Source organism: Microvirga sp. Mcv34 (assembly GCF_024519725.1).
Taxonomy (GTDB): Bacteria; Pseudomonadota; Alphaproteobacteria; order Rhizobiales; family Beijerinckiaceae; genus Microvirga.
Genome location: NZ_JALJRK010000041.1, coordinates 1 through 26,777 on the forward strand (window position 1 = coordinate 1; position 26,777 = coordinate 26,777).

Consider the following 26,777-nt stretch of genomic DNA (forward strand, 5'->3'; position numbering starts at 1 on the left):
TGATCCGCGTCGGCGGCGCGACCGAGGTCGAGGTGAAGGAGAAGAAGGACCGCGTGGACGACGCCATGCATGCCACCAAGGCGGCCGTCGAAGAGGGTATCCTGCCCGGCGGCGGCGTCGCACTGCTGCGCGCCCTCAAGGCCCTCGAAACGGTGAAGCCGGCCAACGCCGACCAAAAGACCGGCGTCGAGATCGTGCGCCGCGCTCTCCAGGCTCCGGCGCGCCAGATCGCTCTGAACGCGGGCGAGGACGGGTCCGTGATCGTCGGCAAGGTGGCGGAAGCGTCCGATTACGCCGCCGGCTGGAACGCCCAGACCGGCGAGTACGGCGACCTCTACAAATTCGGCATCATCGATCCGGCGAAGGTCGTGCGTGTCGCCCTCGAGGATGCCGCTTCCGTCGCGGGCCTTCTCATCACCACCGAGGCCATGATTGCCGAGAAGCCCAAGAAGGAGGCCGCCCCCGCCATGCCGGCCGGCGGCATGGACTTCTAAGCTCCCGCACCGAGTTGTAAGACGAGCGGCGCCGCATGTCGCGGCGCCGTTTTCTTTGGGCGATGGAACCGAGAGTCAATGGCTTCGGCTTCTACCGATGGCGGATCAGGCTCGTATTTTCGGGCTCGGCCACGCTGGTTCTGATCGAGCCGGTCGTGTCCTCTGGCGCCGTCCTGCGCAACTGGTTCACGAAGGCCATGAGGCTGCTTACCTTCTCGGGCTCGGGAGCCAGGAAGGTGAGGGCGCTGCTGTCGAACGGCTCCTCTTCGATGGTACCGTCGATCATGATCGTCGTCTTGATCCCGCTCTGGACGTCGAAGGAAACGGACTTCACCTTCGTCCGGCGCTGCGGGTCGACCGGTTCGGCGATCACGAGGGAGGCCACGGCGGTCGAAGCAGAGGCCAGGATCGGCTTGGCTGGGACGCGAACGACTGTCACAGGCTGCTGAGGCTTGGCGGCGGAGGCCTGTGTGGGCTGCTTCTCCTGGGGCTTCCTATCGGAATCGCGTGCGGTCTGGGAGACCGCCATGTACTCCGTCGGACCGGACAGGATTTTCTGAAGGCGCTCATGGGCCTCCGTGGCTTCCTTCTGTGTCGCCGAGCCGAAGGCCGCCACAAGCGGATTCTTGGCCTTTTCCGCTTCGGCCTTGGCCTTTGCGACTTCCGCCGCCTTTGCCGCTGCAATCCGCTTCCTGGCCTCGACCACCTGGGCGCGATTGTTCGTGCTGTAGGAATAGTGCTTTCCGTTGATCTCGTAGCGGACCAACCTGGCCTCCGCGCTGCTGGAAATAATTCCGAGCGTAACGATGGAAGCTCCAAGCAAAACGAGCGTTCTGTTCATCGGCCTATAAGAGCACGCTGGCTCTTCCCCTTGCTTGGGTAAAGCTCAATTAAAGAATGTGGCAAATATGTGTTTTTTGGACAGTAAACGCATGCCTCGTAAGAGGTATCATTTGGTGATACTGATGCATTCTTAAGTAATTTTTACAGATAGATGTTATTTACTCGATGAGAACCTTCTATCGAAAAGATGATTAATTTCACTTACTATATATCATGTTGAAGTTGGGCGGCGCGGGGAGAGGCGGAGCGGAAATCGAGCCAATCTCTGGCTTCTATCGATCCGCCATGCGGTCTATGCAAACTTGGCAGGCGGCCCTTGCATTGAATTCATGCCTACACGCTTTTGAAATCTTGTTCTCTGATTTGTCGGGTCCGTCACTTTCCGCAACATCCCCAACATATCAACAGGTTGCGTGTTAAATTGTTGAGGGCCCGGGCAGTGCGGCATCCGTCTGGCTGCTCGGTCGCTATGCATAATTCATCTTTAGTCTAACTTTACTCGGGATCAGCCTTCCCTTGTTACCGACTCTTCCTCAAAGCGCGACAGCCCTCGAACTGGAGTAGGCTCCGATGAAACGCCGTCATTTTCTCGCAACCGCCGGCGCAGGCCTTGCTGCCGGCGCGGTGGCCAAGCCCGCCATTGCCCAGTCCAACCCAGAAATCCGGTGGCGTCTGACGTCGGGCTTCCCGAAGTCGCTCGACACCATCTATGGCGGAGCCGACTTCCTGGCGAAGTACGTCTCGGAAGCGACGGAAGGCAAGTTCCAGATCCAGCCCTTCTCCGCCGGTGAGATTGTCGGCACCTTCCAGGCGGCGGACGCCGTCTCTGCCGGCACGGTCGAGATGGCCCACACGGCCGCCTACTACTACGTCGGCAAGGATCCGACCTTCGCGGCAGCCGCTGCGGTGCCGTTCACGCTCAATGCCCGCCAGCTCAATGCCTGGCAGTACCACGGTGGCGGCATCGGCCTCGTCAACGACTTCATGGCGAAGCACAACCTCTATGCCCTGCCGGGCGGCAACACGGGCACACAGATGGGTGGCTGGTTCCGCAAGGAGATCAAGACCGTCGAGGACCTGAAGGGCCTCAAGATGCGCATCGCGGGCATCGCCGGCCAGGTGATGGCGAAGCTCGGCGTCATCCCGCAGCAGGTCGCGGGAGGCGACATCTACCCGTCCCTGGAGCGCGGCACCATCGATGCGGCCGAGTGGATCGGCCCCTATGACGACGAGAAGCTCGGCTTCCAGAAAGTTGCGCCGTATTACTACTATCCGGGTTTCTGGGAAGGCGGTCTGACGCTCCACTTCCTCTTCAACAAGGGCAAGTGGGAATCCTTGCCGAAGAACTATCAGGCGATCCTTCAGGCAGGCTGCATGGCCGCCAACATGGACATGCTGGCCAAGTACGACGCCAAGAACCCGGCCGCCCTGCGCAGCTTGGTCGGCGCCGGCGCCCAGCTGCGTCCCTTCTCGCAGGAGATCCTCGACGCCGCCTACAAGGCGACGAACGAGGTCTATGCGGAGATCTCCGCGCAGAACGCGGATTTCAAGAAGATGATCGACTCGCTCCGCGCCTTCCGCAACGAGGAATATCTTTGGTTCCAAGTCGCCGAATACGCCTTCGACACCTACATGATCCGCGCACGCACCCGCGGCTGAGGTCGAAGCGATTATTTCAGTGAAAAACCCGGCGCCCAGGCGCCCGGTTTTTCCGTTGCAGGGCTGGTGTGCCTCAAACGGGGGGCTGCAGGGTTGCATCCGGCCGATGGAATGATGATCTCATGGCAACCCTTGTTCGGCTTTGAACCGCACTAGAAAGATGATTCATGCCTCCCTTTTCGGTCCTCGATCTCGCGCCCGTTCCCGAGGGCTTCACGCCCTCCGATGCCTTGCGTAACACGCTCGACCTGGCGCAGCATGCTGAAGCCTGGGGTTACAATCGCTATTGGCTCGCCGAGCATCACAACATGGTCGGCATCGCGAGCGCCGCGACGAGTGTCGTGATCGCGCACGTGGCGGGCGGCACGAAGACGATGCGGATCGGCGCGGGCGGCATCATGTTGCCGAACCATTCGCCCCTGGTGATCGCCGAGCAGTTCGGCACTCTCGACGCCCTGTTCCCGGGGCGTATCGATCTCGGCGTCGGCCGCGCTCCGGGTACGGACCAGCGCACCCTGCGCGCGCTGCGCCGGGATCCCACATCGGCCGATACCTTCCCGCAGGACGTGCTCGAACTGCAGGCGCTTCTCGGCCCCGTCCAGGCGGATCAGGTGATCCAGGCTGTGCCAGGAGCGGGTTCGAACGTGCCGATTTGGATTCTCGGCTCAAGCCTGTTCGGTGCGCAGCTCGCAGCCATGCTGGGCCTGCCTTATGCCTTCGCGTCGCATTTCGCGCCCGGCGCCCTGATGCAGGCGCTCCAGGTCTATCGCGAGCGCTTCCAGCCCTCGGCCCAGCTCGACAGGCCCTATGCCATGGTGGGCGTCAACGTGATCGCTGCCGACACGGACGAGGAGGCACGCCATCTCTTTACCTCGGCGCAACAATCCTTCACCAACCTGTTCCGCGGCGCCCGCGGCAAGCTCCAGCCGCCCATCGACGACATCGAGAGCTATTGGGCGCCGCACGAGAAGGCGCAGGCCATGAACATGCTATCTTGCTCCTTCGTCGGCTCGGCCAGAACGGTGCAGGAAGGCCTGGAGGGTTTCATCGCGCAGACGGGCGCCGATGAAGTGATGGTCGCGGCCGCGATCTACGACCATTCCAAGCGCCTGCGCTCTTATGAGATTCTCAGCGAGGTCCACAAGGGGATGAAGAAGGCGGCGTAAGCTCTTTCCGTCATGGCCGGTCTTGTGCCGGCCATCTCGATACGGTGAAGCTCAGCGTTTCGAGCTATCGGGATCACCGGCACAAGGCCGGTGATGACATGTAAGTGGGTGTGGAAGGTGCCGTTCCCTAAGCCGCCGCGCCACGCCCCTTCAGTGTCGGATCGAGCGCATCGCGCAAACCGTCCCCCAGGAGGTTCAGCCCCAATACCGAGAGTGCGATGGCGATGCCCGGCGCGATGGCGAGGTGGGGAGCCTGCGAGAGATAGGTCTGCGCATCGCTCAGCATGCGGCCCCAGCTCGGATTGGGTGGGCGTACGCCCAGGCCCAGATAGCTCAGGCCCGCTTCCGTTAGGATGGCCAGCGCCAGCTGAATCGTCACCTGGACGATCAGCGCGCCCGCGATATTGGGCATCACGTCTTCCCAGGTGATCCGCAGCGGATGCTTGCCGATGGCGCGAGCCGCCGCGATGTAGTCGAGCGTCCAGACCTGAAGCGCGACGCCGCGCGTGACGCGGGCGAAGACGGGGATGTTGAACACTGCGATCGCCAGGATCGCCGCGAGCGGGCCGGAGCCCACCAGGGCGCCGATCATGATGGCGGAGAGCACGGCGGGAAAGGCGAAGACCACGTCCGAGACACGCATGGCAACCTCGTCGGCGATGCCCTTCCAGGCGGCGGCCGCGCAGCCGATGGCGGTACCGATGGCCGCTCCCAGTAGAACCGCCGGCCACGCGATGGCGAGCGAGTTCCATGCTCCGACCATGAGGAGCGAAGCGACGTCACGTCCGAAATGATCGGTGCCGAGGATGCCGACCTCTCCCGGAGCCTTCAGGCGCATGGCGATGCGGACGCGCGTCGGCACTTCCGGTGTCCAGACCAGCGACACGAGGGCGGTGATGATCAGGAGCGCCGTGAGGATGCCTCCGATGACAAGGGCGGAGTTCAGCGGGATGCGGGAACGCTTGATCATGCCCGGCCTCTCAGGCGCGGGTCGAGGATGGCATAGCCGATATCGACGATGAAGTTCACGACGATCACAAGTCCGGAAAAGATCAGCACGATGTCCTTGATCACCACGAGGTCGCGCTGGTTGAGCGCCTGATAGGCGAGCCGTCCGAGGCCGGGCAGATTGAACACGTTCTCGACCAGGATCGCGCCGCCGAAGAAGAACGAGAGCTGCAGGCCGAGGATCGTCGTGACGGGAATGAGCGCATTCGGCACCACGTGCCTGCGCAAGGTACCGCCTCTGTCGACCCCTTTGGCACGGGCGGTGCGCACGAAATCTGCGCCGATCACCTCGAGCGTCGCCGACCGCGTGACGCGCGTGAGCACGGCAGCCTGCGGCAGGGCGAGCGCCACGGCCGGGAGAAGAAGCGCCTGGAGGGCCGGCCACACTCCAGCGCTCCAGCCAGGGAAGCCGCCAGCGGGAAACCAGCCCAGCCAAGTCGAGAAGAAGAGAATGAACAGAAGGCCGATCCAGAAATTCGGCACTGCTACGCCGAGCTGGCTGAACACGAGCACGGCACGGTCCACGATCCCATCGCGTCGCGCCGCGGCCGCGACGCCCAGCGGCAAGGCGAGCGCGGTGGAGATCAGGATTGCGAGCAGGCTCAGCGGCAGCGTCACGTTCATGCGCTCGGCCACGAGCGTCGATACCGGCATCTTGTAGGTGATCGACTGTCCAAGATCGCCGTGCAGGATCCCGCCGATCCAGTGCAGGTAGCGCACGAGCGCCGGCTGATCGAGGCCGAGCTCCTGCCTCAAGGCTGCGAGCGTGTCCTCACGGGCGGCCGTGCCGAGCATGATGGCCGCCGGATCGCCGGGGAGCACTTCCAGGATGAGAAAGATCGCCAGCGAGACGGCCAGCAGCGTGACCGCCAGCGAGACGAGGCGCGAGGTGATGAGACGCAGCATCATTCAGGTACTGTCCGTTCCCACCCTTCAGGAGTGCGGGTGAGATGGGTGGGCTGATCGAGGGTAACCCATGGCATCGTCACCGTCCTTGGGCCGGTGATCCCGATCCGAAGAGCGAGGCGTTCTTCCAATCGGGATGGCCGTCCCCGGATCAAGTCCGGGCACGGCCATGGCGTGCTAGGGGTTTTCACAGGAATTGGCGCAAGACCCTGCGTCGCGTCACTCCGTCCACGAAACATCCGTCACGTCGTTCGACGGGATCGGCGAGTTCTCCCACAGGCCCTGCACTTTCGCGTTCCATACGCCGAGCTTCGGCAGCTGGAACAGGAAGAGGGCAGGGACATCCTCGGCCAGGATCTTCTGCGCTTCGGCATATTTCGCGTAGCGCGCCTTCTCGTCGGTGGTCTTGGCTGCGTCCGCCACCAGCGCCTTGAACGTGTCGTTCTTGTAATTGAAGTAATAGTTGTCGCGGGCGAAGATATCGATGTCGAGCGGTTCCGTATGGGCCACGATGGTCATGTCGTAGTCCTTGGCCTTGAACACCTCCTCGATCCATTTTGCCGGGAATTCCGTCGGGATGATCTTCAGATCGACCCCGACTTCTGACAGCATCGCGGAGAGTAATTCCGCCGAGCGGCTGGCATAGGCCATCTGCGGGCTCTTGATGGAGATCGACAGGCCGTTGCCGAATCCCGCCTCCTTCAGAAGGGCCTTCGCCTTCTCGGGGTCGTAGGGAACGACGCCCGTCATATCCACGAAGGCCGGATTGTTGGGAGAGAAGAAGCTGCCGATGGGCTGTCCGAAGCCCGAATAGGCGCCCTCGATCAGCGCCTTGCGATCCACCGCATGCATCAGGGCGCGGCGTACGCGCACGTCGTCGAAGGGCTTCTTGGCATTGTTCATGCCGGCGACGATCTCGCCCTCCGTATTGCCCGCCACGGCCTTGAAGCGCGAATCCTTCTGAAACTCGGCGAAGAGTTCCGGCGCGCCGAGATTGGGGAAGGCATCCACATCGCCGGCCTTGAGAGCCGCCACCTGGGCCTGCGCGTCACTGATGAAACGGAAGGTGACGCTCTCGAGCTTGGTCTTGTCCTTCTGCCAGTAATCCGGGTTGCGCACGAGATCCACCCGGTCGCCGCGCGTCCAGGACTTGAACTTGAAGGGTCCGGTGCCGACCGGATTGGCGGCATTGTTCGCCGCGCTTTCGGGCGCCACGATCACCGCGTCGCCCCAGCCGAGATAATAGAGGAAGTTGCCCGAAGTCTCCTTGAGCTTGATCACCACGGTCGCCGGATCGGGCGTTTCGATGGAGGTGATCGGCGCAAAGATCTGCTTCTGCGCGTTGGTCGATTTCGGATCGCGGGCGCGGTCGAAGGCGAATTTCACATCGGCCGAATCGAAAGCCGAACCGTCATGGAATTTCACGCCTTCCTGAAGGTGGAACGTATAGGTCAGCCCGTCCGGCGTGACCTCCCAGCTCTTCGCCAGCAGCGGCTGAATCTTGCCGGCCCGGTCGATGCGCACCAGGCCCTCGTAGAGGTTGACCCACGTCACTTCGCGGATGGCCACGGGAGCGGCGATCGTCGGATCCAGTCCCGGCGGCTCGATGGGCATTCCCACCACGAGGGAGGTTTTGGCGGCAAAGGCCGGGATGACGCTGACGGTGAGAAGGAGAGCGGCAGTCAGGAGGCGCTTCGTCATCAGGGCTTGAACTCCATCCAGTGGGAGATGCGACAGGTCGCGGTGGCCTCAGCTTACGCAGGACCGCGCCGGATGGAAGATGCTCATTACCGATTCTTCACTTAACTTCGGCGGCTCTGAGACTTAAGCATCAGGTCGAAGAGATCCGCCGGGGCTGCCCGTTTCATGATACCGGGCGGAATGAAAGGCTTTGCCATGGCTCTTGAGACCGCACGGGTGCCTACCGCGCACGGTGCCCGATACCTTCAGCAGATCTGCAAGCACTGGAGCCACAAGCTGGACGTTCAGCTCTCGGAGAACGAGGGGATCGTCCGCTTCCCCGCCGCCGTCGCGACGATGACGGCTTCTCCCGATAGCCTGACGGTAAGCTTGGAAGCCGAGGACGACGAGACGCTTCAGCGGATAAAAGGTGTCGTCGCGTCCCACTTGGACCGCTTCGCTTTCAAGGAGGCTCCGCTGCCGTTCGAGTGGAAGGCTTAATGAGACTGGTTTGTGGCAGAGGTTCTCTATGTCATGGCCGGGCTTGACCCGGCCATCCCGATACGGTGAGGCTCAACGCTTCAAACAATCGAGATCACCGGCAGAAGGCCGGTGATGAGGTCGGAGGGGTGCTAGATGCACCGCCCGCCGTCGACCTCCAGCACCACGCCGGTGATCATGCTCGCCTCGTCAGACGCAAGGTAGAGGGCCGCGTTGGCGATGTCCTGGGGGGTCGAGAAGCGGCCGAGCGGGATCGAGTTGACGAAGAGCTCGCGCTTCTGGGGCGTGTCCTCTCCCATGAAGGTGGCGAGCAGCGGCGTCTCGCCAGCCACGGGGGCGAGGGCGCAGACGCGGACCTTGCTGGGGGCGAGTTCCACGGCCATGGATTTGGTCATGGTGTGCACGGCACCCTTGGTGCTGTTGTACCAAGTGAGACCAGGACGCGGGCGCAGGCCTGCGGTCGAGCCCACATTGATGATCGCGCCGCCGCCCTGCTTCTGCATCAGCGGCACGGCGGCCCTGGCAAAGAGATAGATCGACTTCACGTTGACCGCGAAGACCCGGTCGAACTCGTCTTCCTCCACTTCAAGCATCGGTCGGTTGCGGTGGCTGATGCCCGCGTTGTTGACCACGATATCGAGCTTGCCGAAGGCCGCGACGGTCTTCTCCACGGCATCATTCACGTCGGCGGCCTTGGAGACGTCGGCGGCAAGGCCGATCGCCGACGAGCCGATCTTCTCCGCGGCGGCTTTGGCGGCCGCCTCGTTGATATCGATGATCGCGACCTTCGCGCCCTCTCGGGCGAAGGTTTCAGCGATGCCCAGACCAAAACCGGAGCCGGCGCCCGTGACCAGCGCCACCTTGCCTTCAAGGCGATTCATGTTTCTTCCCTTTCAATATGTGCTTTTCCCCGTTTGTGGGGGGTAACGAAGCGGACGAATCGTTTCACGACGTCATGGCCGGCCTTGCGCCGGCCCTCTCGATGCGATGAGGCGCGTCGCTTCAATCCATCGAGATCACCGGCACAAGGCCGGTGACGTGGGAGGGACGAGCCGTGTCCGCCTACCCATGCGCGATGACGAGCGTCTTGGTCGTCGTGAACTCGACCAGGCCCTCGAAGCCCTTCTCGCGGCCATGGCCCGAGCGCCCGAAGCCGCCGAAGGGCAGCTCGATGCCGCCGCCGGCGCCATAGCAGTTCACGAAGACCTGACCCGCCCGAATGGCGCGGGCGACCCGGGTCGAGCGCATGGCGTCGCGCGTCCACACGCCCGCGGCAAGGCCGTAGGGCGTGCCGTTGGCGAGCCGGGTCGCGTCGGCCTCGTCGTCAAAGGGCGTCGCCACCAGGACGGGGCCGAAGACCTCTTCCTGGGACAGGAGGCTTTCATGCGGAACCGGCGCCAGGAAGGCGGGCGCCACGTAATAGCCGCCGGTCGGGGCATCGAGCGCCACCACGCCTTCTCCGATGATCTCGAGACCCTCGTTGCGACCCCGCTCCAGGTACCCGAGGACGCGCCGCTGCTGGGCCTGATTGATCATCGGTCCGAGATCGGGCTCGCGCTCGGGATGTCCGGCGCGGAGCGTCCGGAAGCGTTCGGCGACAGCGTCGACCACGTCCTGGAAGATGCCGCGCTGGATCAGCAGGCGACTGCCGGCCGAGCAGGTCTGGCCGCCGTTCTGGATGATGGCGTTCACGAGGGCGGGGAGGGCGCGTTCGAGGTCCGCGTCGTCGAAGACGAGCTGGGCCGACTTGCCGCCGAGTTCGAGGGTGACACCCACATGGTTCCGGGCTGCCGCGGTTTGGACAGCGGTTCCGGTCTCCGGGCTGCCGGTGAAGGACAGGAAGTCGATGCCCGGATGGCCGGCGAGCGCCGCACCCGCCGTGCGGCCCAGTCCCGTCACCACATTGAGCGCGCCGTCCGGGAAGCCGACTTCGCGAGCGAGCGCCGACACCCGCAGGATCGTCAGCGAGGCGTCCTCGGCCGGCTTGACGACGGTCGCGTTGCCGGCCGCGAGCGCGGCGCCGACGGAGCGGCCGAAGATCTGCATCGGGTAGTTCCACGGCACGATATGGCCGGTCACCCCGTGCGGCACCCGCTCGACGCCGATGAAATGGGTATTGAGATAGGGAATCACGTCCCCGTGCAGCTTATCGGCGGCGCTGCCGTAGAACTCGAAATAGCGGGCGAGCGCGATGGCGTCGGCGCGGGACTGGCGCAGGGGCTTGCCGTTGTCGCGGCTCTCCAGGATGGCGAGTTCGTCGGCACGGGCCTCGACGGCGGCCGCGAGCTTCATGAGCAGGCGCCCGCGTTCCGTCGCGGTCAGCTGACCCCAGGCGCCTTCGAAGGCCGCGCGGGCGGCCTTCACGGCCTCGTCGATGTCGTGGGCGGTGCCGGCCGCGATCCGGGCGAGGAGCGAGCCGTCCACGGGCGAGAGCACGTCGAGGGTCGATCCGTCGGAAGCCGGGCGCTCCTGGCCTCCGATGAGGTTCTGGAACACCATGTTGGGCGCGAGGGGCGCGCTGACCTGATCGTTCACGGATATCGTCTCCCTAAATCATCTTGTTCATGCCCGGCACGGCGGCCAGGAGCTGGCGCGTATACGCGGCCCGCGGATGCGCGAAGAGTTGCGCGGTTTCGGCCATTTCCACAATCCGGCCTTTTTGCATAACTGCCACGCGGTCGCAGATCTGGGCGGCGACCCGCAGATCGTGGGTGATGAAGAGAATGGCCAGGCCGAGTTCTTCCTGAAGTCCCCGGATCAGCTTGAGAATCTCCGCCTGGACCGAGACATCGAGGGCCGAGACGGCCTCGTCGGCCACCAGTACGTCCGGCTTCATGGCGAGCGCCCGGGCGATGCCGATGCGCTGGCGCTGGCCGCCGGAGAACTCGTGCGGATAACGTTCCACGGCCTTGGCGGGCAGCCCGACCTTCTCCAGGAGAACGCGCGCCTGCTCCAAGGCCTTGGTCGGATCTTCCCCTTGGGTAATCGGCCCTTCGGCAATGATGCGACCGACCGTCCGGCGCGGGTTGAGGGAGGCGAAGGGATCCTGGAACACCATCTGGATCCTGCGGCGGAATGGCCGCAGCTCACGCTGGGACAGGGAGCTGAAATTCACGTCGCCGATCGCGATGGCGCCGCCGTCCGGCTCGATCAGGCGCAGCACGCAGCGCCCGACGGTCGATTTGCCGGAGCCGGACTCGCCCACGAGGCCCAGGGTCTCGCCGCGCCTGATGTCGAAGCTCACCGCATCGGCGGCCTGAACCTCGCGGCTCCTGCGGAAGAACCCGCGTCCGCCATAGGTCTTCGTAAGCCTGTCGACCTTCAAGGTGATGGGCTGTCCGGCAAACTGCTTCGGGGCAGGCGGCGTCAGCGAGGGGACGGCGGCCAGAAGGCGCTTCGTGTAGGGATGCTGCGGGCGCGTCAGCACCTCTTCGGCCGAGCCCTGCTCGACGAGTTCGCCCTGCTGAAGCACGGCGACCCGATCGGCGATCTCGGCCACGACGCCGAAATCGTGGGTGATGAAAAGGACCGCCGTGCCCTTCTTCCTGCGGAGGTTGTCGATGAGTTTCAGGACCTGGGCCTGGGTGGTCACGTCGAGGGCGGTCGTGGGCTCGTCGGCGATCAGGAGCTTCGGCTCCAGGGCGAGGGCCATGGCGATCATCACCCGCTGGCGCTGGCCGCCTGAGAGTTCGTGCGGATAGGCTTTCGCGATCAGCTCCGGGTTCGGCAGGTTGACCTCGGTGAGCAGGTCGAGGACGCGCTTCTCGCGTTCGGCCGTGTTCAAAAGGCCGTGGGCCCGGAAGGTTTCCGCGATCTGGTCCGCCACCCGCATCACCGGGTTGAGGGAGGTCATCGGCTCCTGGAACACGGTGCCGACCTCCCGGCCGCGCACGTCGCACCAGCCGGTCTCATCGAGGGTCAGGAGATCGCGTCCGCCGAGCGCGATCGAACCGGACAGGACCGCAACGCCCGGCGGCAGAAGCCCGATGGTCGCCATGGCGGTCATCGACTTGCCGGATCCGGATTCTCCCACCACACACAGCGTCTCGCCCGGGGCGATGGAGAGCGACAGGTCCCTGATCGCATGCTGCCGGTCGGCCAGGGCAGGAAGGCCTATGGAGAGGTTCTGGATCGACAGCACGGGGGAGGGAGGGCTCAACATCATGCTCCGCTGAGAAGGGACGCTCATCCTTGCGATCTCTGCCGCTTCGTCAATCCGTCTTGTCCCGCATCATGTTGAGAATGCTGCCGGCTCCGCCATATCATCACCCTCATCAGGAGGAGCCCCGACCCCGTGCACGACGTCGTTCCAAACCCGGTGACGGACAGGCTGCAGGCCTGTCTCGATGCACAGCGCGCCGCCTTGGCCCAAAATGGACCTCTGACACCCGAGCGCCGGGCCCAGGGCCTCGACGGGCTGGCGCGGGCCATCCTTCGCCGCGCCGATGATTTCGCGAGCGCCATCGCAGCCGATTTCGGGCACCGCTCCTTCCATGAGACGAAGCTCGCCGACATCTACCCGGTGGTAGCCGCCCTGCGCCACGCGCGGAAACACTTCCGCGCCTGGATGAAGCCGCGGCGGCAGCCGATCGCGCTCATGTTCCAGTCGGGGCGTGGCCAGGTCCTTTACCAGCCTCTTGGTGTCGTCGGCATCGTCAGCCCCTGGAACTACCCGGTCCAGCTCACGCTCTCCCCGCTCGCCGGGGCACTGGCGGCGGGGAACCGGATCATGATCAAGCCGTCCGAAAGCACGCCGCGGACCTCCGCCCTTCTGGAACAGGTGATCGGCGAGGTGTTCGATTCCTCGGAGGTCGCCGTGGTGCAGGGTGGGCCGGACGTGGCGAAGGCTTTCGCGCGCCTGACGCTCGACCATCTGTTCTTCACCGGCTCCACGGAGGTCGGACGCCAGGTCATGCAGGCCGCCGCCGAGAACCTCGTGCCGGTGACGCTGGAGCTGGGAGGAAAATCCCCCGCCCTGGTGGCGGCCGATTATCCGATTGAGAAGGCGGCCGAGCGGATTGCCGTGGGCAAGCTGTTCAATGCGGGGCAGACGTGCATCGCACCCGATTACGTTCTCGTGCCGCGCGACAGGGAAGACGCGTTCATCGCAGCCTTTCGCGATGCGGCGGCGCGGCTTTATCCGACACTTGTGGACAATCCCGATTACACTGCGATCGTCAACGAGCGCCACTTCGAGCGCCTTCGGCACCTCGTCGCGGATGCCCGGGTCTGCGGTGCCCGGGTGCACGAGATCAATCCCGGCGGGGAGGCGTTCGATCTGACAAGACGAAAGATGGCGCCCGTGGTCCTGACCGACGTGCCGGAAAACGCGCTCGTCATGCGTGAGGAGATCTTCGGTCCGTTGCTGCCGGTCGTGCCCTATGACGACCTCGATGAGGCCTGTCGCTTCATCGCGGCCCGGCCGCATCCGCTCGCGCTTTATCCTTTCAGCCAAGACCGGAAAACCATCGACCGGATCCTCGAGCGGACCGTCTCCGGCGGCGTGACTGTCAATGACACGCTCCTCCATTGCGTGCAGGAGGAGCTGCCCTTTGGTGGCGTGGGACCGAGCGGCATGGGCGCCTACCATGGCGAGGCCGGTTTCCGGACCTTCAGCCATGCGAGGTCCGTTTTCCGGCAGGCACGCTTCAACGGCGCCGGCATGACGAAGCCGCCCTATGGCGGCCGCATGAACCGCCTCCTGTCTATGCTGCTGCGCTAGAGGTATGCGCCAGCGGGACGGAGATGTCGTAGGAGACGCCGCCTTCCGCGAAGTTGAGCACCATGAGGCCGCCGAGCTCGCCCTCGATGCTGCGGCGGATCAGGCGCGAACCGAAGCCCTGGCGTTTCGGCGGCGCCACGGCAGGTCCGCCGCGTTCCGTCCAGGAGATGCGCAATTGATCCGGATGCCCCTCGTTCTCGACGACCGACCAGCTCACATCCAGAAGCCCCGAATTGGTTGAGAGCGCCCCGTATTTGGCCGCATTCGTCACCAATTCGTGCAGGACCAATCCGAGATTGATGGCATAGCGCGCCGGAAGCCTGACATCGGGCCCTGTCAGCACGACGCGGTCGTCGCCCTGCTTGCGATAGGGCGCCAGTTCCTGCTCCGCTACGTCGCGCAGCTCCGCCTCTCTCCACGATTTACGGGTCAGCAGGTTATGCGTCTTCGACAACGCGAGCAGGCGACCCTCGAAGGCCTCCTTGAACTGGGTGGGGCTCTCCGTCGTGCGAAGGGTCTGCGAGGCGATCGATTGCACCGTGGTCAGGGTGTTCTTCACCCGGTGGTTCAGCTCGTCCAGGAAGAAGCGCTGCTGCTCCTCGGCGTGCTTCTGCTCGGTGATATCCTGGAAGATGCCGATGAAGTAGGCGGGCCTTCTCTGGATATCGTAGAAGACGCGTCCCTTGGAGTTGATCCAGCGCAAGCTGCCGTTCGGGAGCCGGATCCGGTACTCGTCCTGGTAGTCACCGTGGTCCTTGACGGCATCGTACCATTTCTGGATGACCCGATCCAAGTCCTCGGGATGGAGGATTTCCAGCCAGTACTTGTTGTCCATTGTCTCAGTGTGATGAGCCAGCCCGAGCATCGTCGCCGCCTGTGTGGACCAGCCGCCGACATTCTTGTTGGGGTCGAACCACCAGGTTCCCATGTGCCCGGCTTCCAGAGCGAGGCGCGCGCGCTCCTCGCTGGCCTGAAGGGCCTTCTGGCGCTCGGCCACGTCGTCCATCAGATCGTTGAACGCCCGTGCCAGGATACCGAATTCCCCGGATTTTCCCGGCAGGTCGATGCGCGCCTGGTAATCGCCTTGCCGCCAGGCCCGGATGCCGTCGGTCACGAGTTCGAACGGCTTGGTGATGAAGGCCCGGCTGAGGAGGGCGGACAGGGACAGGGCCAGGACGAGCGCGGCCGCGATTAGCATGAAGCCACGCCGTGCCGCCTGGTTGATGGACGCGAAGGCGGTTTTCGTCGACAGGCCCACATTGATGTAGATGTCGTGAGGCGGCATGGCGATCGGGATATAGCCGATGATGCGGCGGATTCCGTCGAAGCTCGTGATTTCCTCTGTCCCTAGACCCTTCGCCTTGGCTTGGCGCATATATTCCGGAGGCAGGAGTTTCCCGATCAGGCGCTCCGGGTTGGGATTCTGCACGATAACGATACCTCTTCGGTCGGCCACCGTCAGGGAGCCGTCACCCGGGACGGTGCGCTCCTTCAGCTTCTGGCCGAGCCACTTGAGATCGAGCGCCGCGGCCAGGACTCCAACCACGTCGCCCCGGTCGTTCCAGATCGGCAGGGCGAGGGGGAGCACGGGATGAGGAGCGAGGGCGCCTTCCTCGAAGACCGGAGTATAGTCTCCGACAACCAGATCTTTCTCTCCCAGAGCTTGATGGAAATAGGAGCGGTCGGCAAAATAGTGCTTTGTGTCGACGGTCCCCGTCGGGCGGCAGCGAACGTGTCCACTGATGTCCATCGCTACGAAGGACAGCACATAGGGCACCTTCTCCTGAATGGCCTTCATGTAGGAGCTGCACGCCGCCGTGTCGAAGGAGCGGATGGACGGAGACTCGTCCACGGCCAACAGAAGGCTATGGATCCCATCGAAGATCCGCTCGATCTCCGCGTCCACCAGTTGCGCCTGCCTGATGGCGAGTTCGCTCACCTCGGCTTCCCGGGCGCGGCGCAGCGAGACTTCCGTGTAAGTCCAGATGACGATCGCGGGAAGAACCGAAATCACAGCAAGAAGAAGCAGACGCCTCGTCAGTGTCATGAAAACGCTCAGCTTTACATCGGAAGGGGACCATAAATGGCAACGACCGTCCACCCTTCTAGCGCATCGTGCGTAAAACTTGCGCCGGTTTTCCGCTGGAACGATGTTCTTGACCTAAGGGAAGCATCGGATCGAACGGGACTGGTCTTGCATCTGCGACGAAGAGGTGTCACGTGAGCGGGAATGGCGCTTCCTCCTCTTCTTCTCCTTCAGGATATCGCTCTCACCTTCGGCGGCACGCCGCTGATCGAGAGCGCCGAACTGTCCGTCTCCCCGGGCGAGCGGGCCTGCCTCGTCGGCCGTAACGGCTCGGGCAAGTCCACCCTGCTCAAAATCGCCGCAGGCCTCATCGAGGCCGACCGTGGCAAGCGCTTCGTGCAACCAGGCGCGACCGTGCGTTATCTGGCGCAGGAGCCCGATCTGTCGGCTTACCCCACGACGCTCGCCTATGTGGAGGCGGGACTTGGGCCGGGCGACGACCCCTACCGGGCGCGCTACCTGGTGGAGCAACTGGGGCTGACCGGGGAGGAGAAGACCGCAGATCTCTCCGGCGGTGAGGCCCGACGTGCGGCCTTGGCCCATGTGCTGGCCCCCCAGCCCGACATCCTGCTTCTCGACGAGCCGACGAACCATCTCGACCTTCCAGTCATCGAGTGGCTGGAAGGCGAACTGAAGAGCCTGCGGTCCGCCCTTGTACTGATCAGCCACGACCGCCGCTTCCTGGAGAGCCTGTCTCAGGCCACAATCTGGCTCGACCGGGGCAGGACCCGCCGCATGGACCGGGGCTTTGCTCATTTCGAGGAATGGCGCGATCAGGTCCTGGAGCAGGAAGAGGCCGAGCACCACAAGCTTGGACGCAAGCTCGTGGCCGAAGCCGACTGGCTGCGTTATGGGGTAACCGCCCGGCGCAAGCGCAATGTGCGTCGCCTCGGCAATCTCCACGCCATGCGCCAGCAATATCGGGACCGTCAGCGCGCCGTCGGCACAGTCAATTTGAGCCTCGCCGAGGCCGAGCAATCCGGCACCCTCGTGGTGGAAGCGGAGGGCATCTCGAAGTCCTACGGCGACCGTCCCATCGTGACGAACCTGTCCCTGCGCGTCCTGCGCGGCGACCGCCTGGGCATCATCGGGCCGAATGGGGCAGGCAAGACGACCCTCATCAACCTGCTCACCGGCGCCCTGGAACCGGACGCGGGGCGGGTGCGGCTCGGCTCCAACCTGCAGATGGTCACCCTCGACCAGCGCCGTGCAAGCCTTGATCCCGATGCCACGGTGGCCGAGACGCTGACCGGCGGGCGCGGGGATTCCGTCACCATCGGCGGGCAGACCAAGCACGTCATCGGCTACATGAAGGACTTCCTGTTCTCGCCCGAGCAGGCTCGGACCCCCGTGGGAGTGCTCTCCGGCGGCGAGCGCAACCGCCTCATGCTGGCCCGGGCTCTGGCCCAGCCCTCCAACCTGCTGGTGCTCGACGAGCCTACCAACGATCTCGATCTCGAAACCCTCGATCTCCTGGAAGAGATGATCCAGGATTATTCCGGCACCGTGATCCTGGTCAGCCACGACCGCGACTTTCTCGACCGCACGGTGAGTTCCGTTCTCGTGTCCGAGGGCGAGGGGCGCTGGATCGAGTACGCAGGCGGCTACTCGGACATGGTGGCCCAGCGCGGCCGCGGCGTTCAGGCCCGTGTGGTCGAGAAGGAGGCGAAACCCAGGGCCGCCGAGAAGCAGGCGGGTCCGTCCTCTCCCGCCTCGAAGCGAAAGCTCGGCTTCAACGAGCAGCATGACCTTAAAACCCTGCCCAAGCGCATGGAAGAGCTGGAAGCCAAAATCGCCAAGGTGCAGGAGATCCTGGCCGATCCCGAACTCTATTCCCGAGACCCGGCCCGCTTCCAGAAAGCCATGGATGCGCTGACCCAGCTCCAGACGGAGTTGCACGCGTCCGAGGAACGCTGGCTGGAACTCGAAATGCTACGGGAGGAGTTGGAGGGGTAGGCGCCGATCATTCGCCTCTGTTCTTAAGGCGCGAACATTCGGACCGCTCAATTAAACTCCCACCCGTTGATGCTCACTTCCGTAGCATCGTCGAGCCGGGACGCGGTTACGCCGACCTCCGCTCCCTCTCGCACGCATGTCAATCCCAACTTCTGCGGATTGATCGTCTGTCGTTGGGCTGCGAGTCCAATGGACTGGCAACGGGCATTGTACGTCTCGATAATCTCTCCCGGCAAAGACGTGGTCTTGAATGTCACATAGGCATAGGCCGGAGCTGTACCGTCTTGGCTTTCTCCCATATAGGCCACGCTTCCGTTGACGGGCTCCACCAGACCTAGGTTTCCGACAGTCGTTCCGTGAATGAGGAACAGATACTTGGGATTCCACGGACCGAACTCTCGAGAATCGATCAACAGCCACATTGTTGCGAGGAGGAGGCCGAAGAAGCATGCAGGTACCGCAAAGATATTCGTTATGTAATTCAGGATATTACGCATAAATGCCGCTCCAAACGGATGGCGTTATGTAACATCATTGTTTTAATGTTTCATCACCGGTTGGCGCGAGTGATCGCGGTACATGTGGAAGAGCACGCACGACGCGATCGTCCTCACAGCAAGGTTGGTCGTGGCACAACGGATCGAGCAGATTTGCCGAGCGTCCTGACGCGACACTAAAGTGACATCACCCGCTCGCTAAGAGCATCGGATCGATCCGATGCTCCCTTGTTCAAGAAGCGGATCGTCACTGATGGAGGAACGCGATGAATTGCTTTTCGAGACAATGCCTGACTGCGGTTCTGACGATGGTCTGCCTCGGGTTTGCGCCTTTGGTTCTGAGGGCGGCGGAACCCGACCGTAATGTTCTGGCGGAGCGCGTGATGAAGCTGTCTCGCGGCACGCAGTGGAAGCCGGTCGAGGCCGTTCCGATCAACTTCGTGACGCATCACCCGCAAGGCATGGTGAAGATCGGCGATACGCTGTTCGTGTCGTCCGTCGAGATCAAGGAGCCGACGAAGCGCTTTCCTCAGCCGGTGGACGGATATGACCGCGACACGGGCGCCGGCGTCGGTCACCTGTTCAAGATCGACATGAAGGGCAACCTCATTGCCGAGATCACGCTCGGCGAAGGCACCATCTATCATCCGGGCGGAATCGACTACGACGGGAAATACATCTGGGTTCCCGTGGCCGAGTACCGCCCGAACAGCCGCTCCATCGTCTACCGGGTCGATCCCGAGACCATGAAGGCCGAGGAGATGTTCCGGTTCGCCGACCATGTGGGCGGCGTGGTGCACAATACCGATGACAAAACCCTGCATGGGGTGAGCTGGGGCTCGCGCCGGTTCTACCGCTGGTCGCTCGACGACAACGGAAAGCCCACGAGCGCGAGCGAAAGTCCCGAGAAGTTGAGGACGCTCAACACCTCGCACTATCTCGACTACCAGGACTGCAAATATGCCGGCAAAAGCCGCATGCTGTGCTCCGGCGTCACCGAGATGCGGGTCAATCAGGACACCCCTCTGTTCCGCCTCGGCGGGCTCGATCTCGTCAATCTCGCGGATGGCCGCCCGATGTTCCAGACGCCGGTCCTGCTCTGGTCGGCCTCCGGCATGGACATGACCCACAACCCGGTCTGGATAGAGGCGAGCGATGCCGGAATCCGCGGTTACTTCATGCCCGAGGACGACAAGTCCACGCTCTATATCTACGAGGCTGAGGTGAAGTGATCGTCTGAAGGAGCGAATGCCCTTACGTCATGACCCTCCCTCTGGCCCGGGCCGAGACCGGGGAGGCGGGGACGGTGAGGGGCAGGCGCAGGCGAGACGCCCGAGGGCGGTTTTGCCGTCTAACGCTAAATGCTGACCTGGCCCCGCTTCCCCAAGGCACGGATGTGCAGTAACGGAGGTGGGGCCAAGTTTTGTTTGGGTGGAGCGTTCGAGGGTTCATGTTCGACAAGATCCTGATTGCGAACCGGGGCGAGATCGCCTGCCGGGTCATCAAGACCGCCCGGCGCATGGGCATCAAGACCGTGGCGGTCTACTCCGATGCCGACCGGGACGCCTTGCACGTGGAGATGGCCGACGAAGCGGTCCATATCGGCCCGGCGGCGGCGGCCCAGTCCTATCTCGTGATCGAGAAGATCATCGAGGCCTGCAAGGCGACCGGCGCCCAAGCGGTCCACCCCGGCTACGGCTTCCTCTCCGAGCGTGAGGCCTTCCCGAAGGCACTCGCCGAGGCGGGGATCGTGTTTATCGGTCCCAACCCCGGTGCCATCGCGGCCATGGGCGACAAGATCGAGTCGAAGAAGGCGGCGGCTGCCGCCAGGGTGTCGACCGTGCCGGGCTATCTCGGCGTGATCGAAGGTCCCGAGCAGGCGATCACGATCGCCGACGAGATCGGCTATCCGGTCATGATCAAGGCCTCGGCCGGCGGCGGCGGCAAGGGCATGCGCATCGCCTATTCGGCCGATGAGGTTGCCGAGGGCTTTGCCCGCGCCAAGTCGGAGGCGGCGTCCTCCTTCGGCGACGACCGGGTCTTCGTCGAGAAGTTCATCACCGATCCACGCCATATCGAGATCCAGGTGCTCGGCGACAAGCACGGCAACGTCATCTATCTCGGCGAGCGCGAATGCTCGATCCAGCGCCGCAACCAGAAGGTCATGGAGGAGGCCCCATCGCCGCTCCTCGACGAGGAGACGCGCCGCCTCATGGGCGAGCAGGCCGTGGCGCTGGCCAAGGCCGTCGGCTACGATTCAGCCGGCACGGTCGAGTTCGTGGCCGGCCAAGACAAATCGTTCTATTTCCTCGAGATGAACACCCGCCTGCAGGTGGAGCACCCGGTGACCGAGATGATCACCGGCATCGACCTCGTGGAGGAGATGATCCGCGTGGCCGCCGGCGAGCGCTTGCGGCTGAGCCAGGCTGACGTGAAGCTCAGCGGCTGGTCAGTGGAAAGCCGCATCTATGCGGAAGACCCGGTGCGCAACTTCCTGCCCTCCACCGGTCGTCTTGTGACCTACCGTCCGCCGGAGGAGGGGGAGAGCCACGGCGTTACCGTCCGCAACGATACCGGCGTCTACGAGGGCGGCGAGATCTCGATCTATTACGATCCGATGATTGCCAAGCTCGTCACCCACGCTCCGACCCGGGAGCAGGCGATCCAGGCCCAGGCAACAGCGCTCGACGCCTTCGCCATCGAGGGCATCCGCCACAACATCCCGTTCCTATCGGCCTTGATGCAGCATCCGCGCTGGCAATCGGGCAAGCTCTCCACGGGCTTCATCGCCGAGGAATTTCCCCAAGGCTTCAAGGCTCCGGCGCCGGAAGGCGAGGTGGCGCTCCGGATGGCTGCCGTGGGCGCCGCCATCGATCACCTGCTCAACGAGCGCAAGCGGCACATCTCGGGCCAGATGCGTCCTGTCTCCAGCGTGCGGTTCGACCGCGAGCGCGTGGTGCTGCTGGGCCGGGAGCGGCACGAGGTCTTGATCGAGGATATCGAGGGCGGCTTCGCGGTCGTGATCGACGGCCAAGCCTGGCCCATCGCATCGGGCTGGGTGCCCGGCGAGCCGGTCTGGACCGGCACGGTCGGCGGCGAGCCGGTTGCCGTCCAGGTGCGGACGATCCTCAACGGTGTGGTTCTGTCCCATGCGGGCGCCTCGGCCGAGGTGCGGGTCTACACGAAGCGCGAGGCGGAACTCGCCGCCCTCATGCCGGAGCGGCTGGAGGCGGATACGGGCAAGCAACTGCTCTGCCCGATGCCGGGTCTGGTGAAGGCGATCAGCGTCAGCGTCGGCCAGGAGATCAAGGCTGGCGAGCCGCTTTGCATCGTCGAGGCCATGAAGATGGAGAACGTGCTGCGCGCCGAGCGCGACGGCACCATCTCCAAGATCCACGCCAAGGAAGGCGACAGCCTCGCCGTGGACGCGGTGATCATGGAATTCGCGTAAGGCGGTCACATTCGGTCGGTAGTCTTTTTCGGAAGATATAAACCCGTGCGTCATGGCCGGGCTTGTCCCGGCCATCCCGATCTTGTGAGGCGCAACGCTTCTCGGTTCGGGATGACCGGCACGAGGCCGGTGATGACGTAGGGGAGCTGGCCACAAGCGCCTGACAAGACCGGCAAGGAAAAGGGCCCCTGAGCCATGCCCCTCTATTTCGCCTATGGGTCCAACATGGACCGGGCTGCCATGCTCCAACGCTGCCCGGCCTCCAAGCCGGTCGGCATCGGCCGGCTCATGCGGCATCGCTTCATCATCTTCGATGAAGGCTATGCCTCTGTGGTGCGGGATCCGCAGCGTGCAGTCTGGGGCATGGTCTGGGATCTCGCTCTGGCGGACGTGCCCGCGCTCGACCGCTACGAGAGCCTCGCGACGGGTCTCTATACCAAGGTCATCCAGCCCATCGTAACGGAACAAGGGCCGCGCCGAGCGGTCGTCTATATCGGGCGGAGCGCCAAGCCGGGCGCACCGTTGCCGGGCTACATGGAAGGCGTGGTCGAGGCCGCCCGGGATGCGGGCCTGCCGGAGGATTATCTGCGCAGCCTGGGTGCGTGGTTGCCCAAGACCCAGGCCACCGCACCGGTTCCTCAAACGCCTAAGGTCCGCCCGCTTTGGACCGCTCCGTCGGGAACGATCCGCAGATCCCGCTGAGGGCCAGGGAAGAGCGCCGAAATCCTGGAAAGGCTGGATCTGCGGCGGGCAGGGTGCATTATCCACTCGCCGGATGGAACGAAGGCAGGCGCTGCACCGCGTCCGCCGAGTGCACGATAGGGCATGATGACCGCGCATCGAACGTCACACATACTGATCCACGGGCGCGTCCAGGGCGTGAGCTTCCGCGCCTGGACGCAGCATCAGGCGCAACTGCACGGGCTCAAGGGCTGGGTTCGTAACCGGCGGGATGGGACGGTCGAGGCGGTGTTCTCGGGGCCTGAAGACCTCGTCGAGGTGATGCTGAAGGCCTGCCACGAGGGACCCGCCGGCTCGCGCGTGGAGAAGGTCGAGATCCTCGACCAGGGCGATCCCGAGTACAATTTATCGACTCGGTTCGAGGTTCGCGGAACGGCTTAAGCCTTCGCGGTAGCCCCGATCTCGACCGGACCACCCGCATTCTTCCAGGCGGTGAAGCCTCCGTCCACATGGGCGACCGGCTTCAGGCCCATGTCGTGGGCCGTCGCCGTGGAGAGCGCCGAGCGCCAGCCGGCGGCGCAGAAGAACACGAAAGTCTTGTCCTGGGCGAAGACCGGCTTGTGATAGGGGCTTTCCGGATCGATCCAGAATTCCAGCATGCCCCTCGGGCAATGAACCGCGCCGGGAACGCGCCCCTCGCGTTCGAGCTCGCGCGGATCGCGCAGGTCCACGAACACCACGTCGTCCCGGCCGTGCAGGGCCATCGCCTCGGCGATGGGAAGGGTCTTGATCTTCGCGTTGGCTTCGTCGAGCAAGGCCTTGTAGCCGCGGGTGATGGTCTGAGACATGAAGGGTCGCTCCCCATTGAGGCTTTGGACAAACTGGGCAAGATGGCGGCGGAGTCAACTGGAGACGACGGGTGCTGGGTTTCACCAATCTCGATTACGGGGCGCTGGCCTTCTTCCTCATCGCGTGGCTCGGGTATCATGCCGCGCTGGAGCTCACGCCCGCCGGGCAGGGCAGCCTCAACAGGATCATGAACCAGTACCGCTACCGCTGGATGGAGCAGATGGTGGTGCGGGAGAACCGCATCGTCGACACCACCATCATGGCGTCGCTCATGAACGGCACCGCGTTCTTCGCCTCGACCTCCCTGATCGCCATCGGCGGCGTGCTGGCTCTCCTGCGCTCGGCGGATTCCGTTCTGCCGCTCTTTGCCGATCTACCGTTCGGAGAGCCGCCGACGCGTTTGGGCTGGGACGTGAAGGTCATCGGGCTCGCGGTGATCTTCGTCTATGCCTTCTTCAAGTTCGCCTGGTCCTACCGCCTGTTCAATTACATGGCGATCATCGTCGGGGCCGTTCCCGTGCTGAAGGATAACAGCCGGGAGGAGGCGCTGGCGGTCGCCCGCCAGGCCGCGGCGATGAATGCGGTTGCCGGCAAGCATTTCAACCGTGGACAGCGGGCCTTTTTCTTCTCGCTGGCCTATCTCGGCTGGTTCGTGAGCGCCTATCTCTTCATCGGAGCCACCGCCGGCGTCCTCCTCGTCATGTGGCGACGCCAGTTCCTGTCCGATGCCCACCATGCAGCCTTGAGGTCGACCGATGTCTAAGCACGCGACGCCCGAAGACCTGGAGGCGGCCATGCTGGCGCTCTTAAAGGAGCGCGGCCCCGGCAAGACCATCGGGCCGGCCGATGTGGCCCAGGCCCTCGGCGGCAACCAGCCGGAGGGTTGGGGCCCCTTGATGAAGCCGGTTCGGAAGGTGGCCGTGCGCCTCATGAAGGAAGGACGCATCGTCATCCTCCGCAAGGGTCGCCCTGTCGATCCCGATGACTTCAGTGGAACTTATCGGTTAGCGCTGTCGCCGATCCAAGACCCGTGAGGATGTGGCAACAGCCCTACAGTACGGCCCGCGAGATAGTAAGCGATCAGGCCAGCCCACTCCTTTGTGGCGATGTCAAGCCGCCGCAGACCCTCCGAGATGAAGGCAAAGGGGCGGTTGATCCCGGAGCCACCGGATGTACGGAAGTCCACAGGATAGGCAACGACAGCAAAACCAGCCTTTTCGAAGACGCCGACTGCGCGGGGCATATGCCATGCAGAGGTGACGAGCAGCCAGCGCTCGCCCTGCTTAGGTTTGGCGAGCTCGATGGAATAGGCGGCGTTTTCGTAGGTCGTTCGCGAGCGGTCCTCGATCATCATGCGCGCCGCGTCGATCCCGATGCTCTGGAAATAAGCCGCGATGATGGGGGCTTCCGCAGTTCCGTCCCCGAAGACGGTGCCGCCTCCACCCGAAATCAGGATTCGCGCACCCGGATAGCGATGGGCGAGCTGGATCGTATCGAGCACCCTCTCGGCCGACTCATTGGAGACGATCATGCCCCGTGAGGCTGAATCCGCCGCCTCGACGGAGCCACCCAGCAGGATGATGCCGTCGACCGGTTTCCCATCATCGTGGAAGGGCGGGAAACGCTCCTCCAGCGGGAGCAGGATATAGCTGGCGATAGGGAGAAGCCCCAAGGCGATGGTAGACAGGGTGAAGACGAGACTCAGGCCGACGCCAAAACGCCGGAACCGCTTGAAGAGAGCCAGGATCAGCCCCATTAAAATGAGGCTGATCAGAATGTTGGATGGCGTGGCGAAGAACCACGCAATTTTCGAGACGTAATAGAACACCCGCCATCCTTCTCGACGTATTAAACCTTCGACTCGGCCTCGTAGCGGGCCTTGGTCTCGGCGTTCGGCGGGTATAGGCCCGGGAGGGGAACGCCCTTCTCCACCTCGCGCATGACCCAGAGCTCATAGCGCTCCTGCTCCACGGCGGCCCTCGCGACCTCTTCCACCATGGCGGCGGGGATCACCACGACGCCATCGCGGTCGGCCACGATCACGTCATCGGGGAAGACGGCGACGCCGCCGCAGCCGATGGGCTCCTGCCAGCCGACGAAGGTAAGGCCCGCCACGGACGGCGGAGCGGCCACGCCCGCGCACCAGACGGGAAGATTCGTACCTTCGACGCCGACCGCATCGCGCACCACGCCGTCCGTGATCAGGGCCGCGACGCCCCGCTTCTGCATGCGGGCGGTGAGAATGTCGCCGAAGATGCCCGCATCGGTGACGCCCATGGAATCGACCACCGCGATGCAGCCTTCCGGCATGTCCTCGATAGCCGCGCGGGTTGAGCGCGGGGAGGCCCAGGATTCCGGCGTCGCCAGATCCTCGCGGGCCGGCACGAAGCGCAGGGTGAAGGCGCGGCCGACCATCTTCTCCTTGGCATTGAAGGCCGGCATCGGCCCCTTCATCCAGCAGCGGCGGACGCCCTTCTTCAGCAACACGGTGGTGATCGTGGCGGTGGAAGCGGCGCGCAGGGCGTCGGCGATCGTCTTGTCGAGAGTCATGAGAATTTCCTGACGTTGGGGTAGCTACTCATAGCGGCCACCCGCCCCGAATGCCACCATTAGACCTTGCCATTCCCTGCATCAATGTTTCATGTCGGGATGCTGCGTCGACGCGCCTACATGTTTGGTTACGCTGAATGAAACGTTTGCTTGCCCTTTGGCTGTTGTGCTTTGTCATCATTACCCCGCCGGTCTCGGCAGCGCCGCTGAAACCTGACGAAGCGCGTGAGGTCGTTCAGGGCCTGGTCACGAAGGTCTTGGACGCTCTGGCAAGACGGAATTTCACGAAACTGGCGTCGTTCGTCGGCAGAAAGGGGTTGATCGTGAGCCCCTATGTGATGATCGACGGCAGCAACGTGCGCCTGTCCCGCGCCGAGGTCGAGCACTGCGCCGCGGATCCGCGGGTGCGTCGTTGGGGCGAGTGGGACGGCAGCGGCGATCCCATCAAGGCCGATTGCCGCCGCTACTTCGAGGAGTTCGTATGGAGCGCGGATTACCGTAAGGCGGACGAGGTGCTCTACAACGAGCCACGCCAGCGGGGAAACGATATCAACAACAACCACGTCTTCGCGCCCGATGGCATCGTCGTTGAATTGCATATGCGAGGAAAAGGCCAAGCGGCAGCGATAAGCTGGAAAAGCCTACGCCTGATCTTCCGCCGAGGGAAACAAGGACTGTCCCTGATAGCCATCACCCGAGATGTATGGACGATTTGAGCGAAGTGTCGC

At 63.9% G+C, this 26,777-nt stretch carries 24 protein-coding genes and 1 pseudogene; 13 read left to right on the forward strand and 12 right to left on the reverse strand.

Going from position 1 to position 26,777, the window contains the following annotated elements:
- The coding region (locus OC446_RS19470) for a TCP-1/cpn60 chaperonin family protein (protein WP_315986522.1) at positions 1–494 on the forward strand (494 nt) is incomplete at its 5' end.
- A 91-nt stretch (positions 495–585) separates the two neighbouring features.
- Here OC446_RS19470 and OC446_RS19475 read toward each other — a convergent pair.
- Complete coding sequence (locus tag OC446_RS19475) at positions 586–1,260, reverse strand: hypothetical protein (protein WP_262030678.1); 675 nt, start codon at positions 1,258–1,260, stop codon at positions 586–588.
- Between the two features lie 647 nt (positions 1,261–1,907).
- Here OC446_RS19475 and OC446_RS19480 point away from each other — a divergent pair.
- Positions 1,908–2,996, forward strand: coding sequence for a TRAP transporter substrate-binding protein (locus tag OC446_RS19480; RefSeq protein WP_262030679.1), 1,089 nt, complete (start codon positions 1,908–1,910; stop codon positions 2,994–2,996).
- Positions 2,997–3,163: 167 nt separating this feature from the next.
- Complete coding sequence (locus OC446_RS19485) at positions 3,164–4,162, forward strand: LLM class flavin-dependent oxidoreductase (protein WP_262030680.1); 999 nt, start codon at positions 3,164–3,166, stop codon at positions 4,160–4,162.
- A 127-nt stretch (positions 4,163–4,289) separates the two neighbouring features.
- Here the strand turns inward: OC446_RS19485 and OC446_RS19490 are convergent, their stop codons facing one another.
- From OC446_RS19490 to OC446_RS19500, 3 genes are all read right to left on the reverse strand, one after another.
- Positions 4,290–5,132, reverse strand: a complete 843-nt coding sequence (locus tag OC446_RS19490) for an ABC transporter permease (RefSeq protein ID WP_262030681.1) — start codon at positions 5,130–5,132, stop codon at positions 4,290–4,292.
- Positions 5,129–6,076, reverse strand: coding sequence for an ABC transporter permease (locus OC446_RS19495; protein ID WP_262030716.1), 948 nt, complete (start codon positions 6,074–6,076; stop codon positions 5,129–5,131). Before OC446_RS19495 ends, OC446_RS19490 begins: the two co-directional genes overlap by 4 nt.
- A gap of 219 nt (positions 6,077–6,295) precedes the next feature.
- Entirely contained in the window at positions 6,296–7,777 is a 1,482-nt protein-coding gene (locus tag OC446_RS19500; protein ID WP_262030682.1) for an ABC transporter substrate-binding protein, read from the reverse strand.
- A 195-nt stretch (positions 7,778–7,972) separates the two neighbouring features.
- Between OC446_RS19500 and OC446_RS19505 the strand changes: the two genes are divergently transcribed.
- Positions 7,973–8,257: a DUF2218 domain-containing protein gene (locus tag OC446_RS19505; protein WP_262030683.1), complete on the forward strand. Its 285-nt coding sequence runs from the start codon at positions 7,973–7,975 to the stop codon at positions 8,255–8,257.
- 131 nt (positions 8,258–8,388) lie between these two features.
- Here the strand turns inward: OC446_RS19505 and OC446_RS19510 are convergent, their stop codons facing one another.
- From OC446_RS19510 to OC446_RS19520, 3 genes are all read right to left on the reverse strand, one after another.
- Positions 8,389–9,138, reverse strand: coding sequence for an SDR family oxidoreductase (locus OC446_RS19510; protein WP_262030684.1), 750 nt, complete (start codon positions 9,136–9,138; stop codon positions 8,389–8,391).
- Positions 9,139–9,319: 181 nt separating this feature from the next.
- Positions 9,320–10,792: an aldehyde dehydrogenase family protein gene (locus OC446_RS19515; RefSeq protein ID WP_410055099.1), complete on the reverse strand. Its 1,473-nt coding sequence runs from the start codon at positions 10,790–10,792 to the stop codon at positions 9,320–9,322.
- Between the two features lie 13 nt (positions 10,793–10,805).
- The gene (locus tag OC446_RS19520) at positions 10,806–12,446 is read right to left on the reverse strand and encodes an ABC transporter ATP-binding protein (RefSeq protein ID WP_262030685.1); all 1,641 of its coding nucleotides are present in this window, start codon (positions 12,444–12,446) and stop codon (positions 10,806–10,808) included.
- A 105-nt stretch (positions 12,447–12,551) separates the two neighbouring features.
- Between OC446_RS19520 and OC446_RS19525 the strand changes: the two genes are divergently transcribed.
- Positions 12,552–13,979 (forward strand): coniferyl aldehyde dehydrogenase, encoded by a 1,428-nt coding sequence (locus tag OC446_RS19525; protein WP_262030686.1) that lies wholly within the window; start codon positions 12,552–12,554, stop codon positions 13,977–13,979.
- Here the strand turns inward: OC446_RS19525 and OC446_RS19530 are convergent.
- Positions 13,963–16,026, reverse strand: a complete 2,064-nt coding sequence (locus OC446_RS19530) for a sensor histidine kinase (protein WP_262030687.1) — start codon at positions 16,024–16,026, stop codon at positions 13,963–13,965. The two genes, OC446_RS19525 and OC446_RS19530, sit on opposite strands and share 17 nt — an antisense overlap.
- A 183-nt stretch (positions 16,027–16,209) precedes the next feature.
- Between OC446_RS19530 and OC446_RS19535 the strand changes: the two genes are divergently transcribed.
- Complete coding sequence (locus OC446_RS19535; protein WP_262030688.1) at positions 16,210–18,021, forward strand: ABC-F family ATP-binding cassette domain-containing protein; 1,812 nt, start codon at positions 16,210–16,212, stop codon at positions 18,019–18,021.
- Positions 18,022–18,068: 47 nt separating this feature from the next.
- Here OC446_RS19535 and OC446_RS19540 read toward each other — a convergent pair whose 3' ends face one another.
- Entirely contained in the window at positions 18,069–18,518 is a 450-nt protein-coding gene (locus tag OC446_RS19540; protein ID WP_262030689.1) for a hypothetical protein, read from the reverse strand.
- Positions 18,519–18,901: 383 nt separating this feature from the next.
- Between OC446_RS19540 and OC446_RS19545 the strand changes: the two genes are divergently transcribed.
- The 4 genes and pseudogenes from OC446_RS19545 to OC446_RS19560 all read left to right on the forward strand — a co-directional run bounded on the left by OC446_RS19545 (position 18,902) and on the right by OC446_RS19560 (position 23,091).
- The gene (locus OC446_RS19545) at positions 18,902–19,750 is read left to right on the forward strand and encodes a DUF6454 family protein (protein ID WP_262030690.1); all 849 of its coding nucleotides are present in this window, start codon (positions 18,902–18,904) and stop codon (positions 19,748–19,750) included.
- A 218-nt stretch (positions 19,751–19,968) separates the two neighbouring features.
- A complete protein-coding gene (locus OC446_RS19550; RefSeq protein WP_262030691.1) occupies positions 19,969–21,969 on the forward strand; it encodes an acetyl/propionyl/methylcrotonyl-CoA carboxylase subunit alpha in 2,001 nt (666 codons plus the stop codon).
- A 195-nt stretch (positions 21,970–22,164) separates the two neighbouring features.
- Positions 22,165–22,578 (forward strand): annotated as a pseudogene (locus tag OC446_RS19555) (gamma-glutamylcyclotransferase family protein); the annotation flags it as partial.
- Between the two features lie 216 nt (positions 22,579–22,794).
- Positions 22,795–23,091 (forward strand): acylphosphatase, encoded by a 297-nt coding sequence (locus OC446_RS19560; RefSeq protein ID WP_262030692.1) that lies wholly within the window; start codon positions 22,795–22,797, stop codon positions 23,089–23,091.
- Here OC446_RS19560 and OC446_RS19565 read toward each other — a convergent pair.
- Positions 23,088–23,498: a rhodanese-like domain-containing protein gene (locus OC446_RS19565; RefSeq protein WP_262030693.1), complete on the reverse strand. Its 411-nt coding sequence runs from the start codon at positions 23,496–23,498 to the stop codon at positions 23,088–23,090. The genes OC446_RS19560 and OC446_RS19565 overlap by 4 nt on opposite strands.
- A gap of 71 nt (positions 23,499–23,569) precedes the next feature.
- On the opposite strand from OC446_RS19565, the gene OC446_RS19570 reads away from it, so the two are divergent.
- Both OC446_RS19570 and OC446_RS19575 read left to right on the forward strand, forming a co-directional pair.
- A complete protein-coding gene (locus OC446_RS19570; protein ID WP_262030694.1) occupies positions 23,570–24,262 on the forward strand; it encodes a DUF599 domain-containing protein in 693 nt (230 codons plus the stop codon).
- Positions 24,255–24,533: a DUF3253 domain-containing protein gene (locus OC446_RS19575; RefSeq protein ID WP_262030695.1), complete on the forward strand. Its 279-nt coding sequence runs from the start codon at positions 24,255–24,257 to the stop codon at positions 24,531–24,533. Before OC446_RS19570 ends, OC446_RS19575 begins: the two co-directional genes overlap by 8 nt.
- Here the strand turns inward: OC446_RS19575 and OC446_RS19580 are convergent.
- Together OC446_RS19580 and OC446_RS19585 are read right to left on the reverse strand one after the other, a co-directional pair.
- Positions 24,497–25,327, reverse strand: coding sequence for a YdcF family protein (locus tag OC446_RS19580; protein ID WP_262030696.1), 831 nt, complete (start codon positions 25,325–25,327; stop codon positions 24,497–24,499). The genes OC446_RS19575 and OC446_RS19580 overlap by 37 nt on opposite strands.
- Before the next feature lie 20 nt (positions 25,328–25,347).
- On the reverse strand, positions 25,348–26,049 hold the full coding sequence (locus OC446_RS19585; protein ID WP_262030697.1) for a ribonuclease activity regulator RraA: 702 nt from the start codon (positions 26,047–26,049) through the stop codon (positions 25,348–25,350).
- Positions 26,050–26,186: 137 nt separating this feature from the next.
- Here OC446_RS19585 and OC446_RS19590 point away from each other — a divergent pair, with 137 nt between their 5' ends.
- A complete protein-coding gene (locus tag OC446_RS19590; protein ID WP_262030698.1) occupies positions 26,187–26,765 on the forward strand; it encodes a hypothetical protein in 579 nt (192 codons plus the stop codon).
- Positions 26,766–26,777 lie beyond the last annotated feature (12 nt).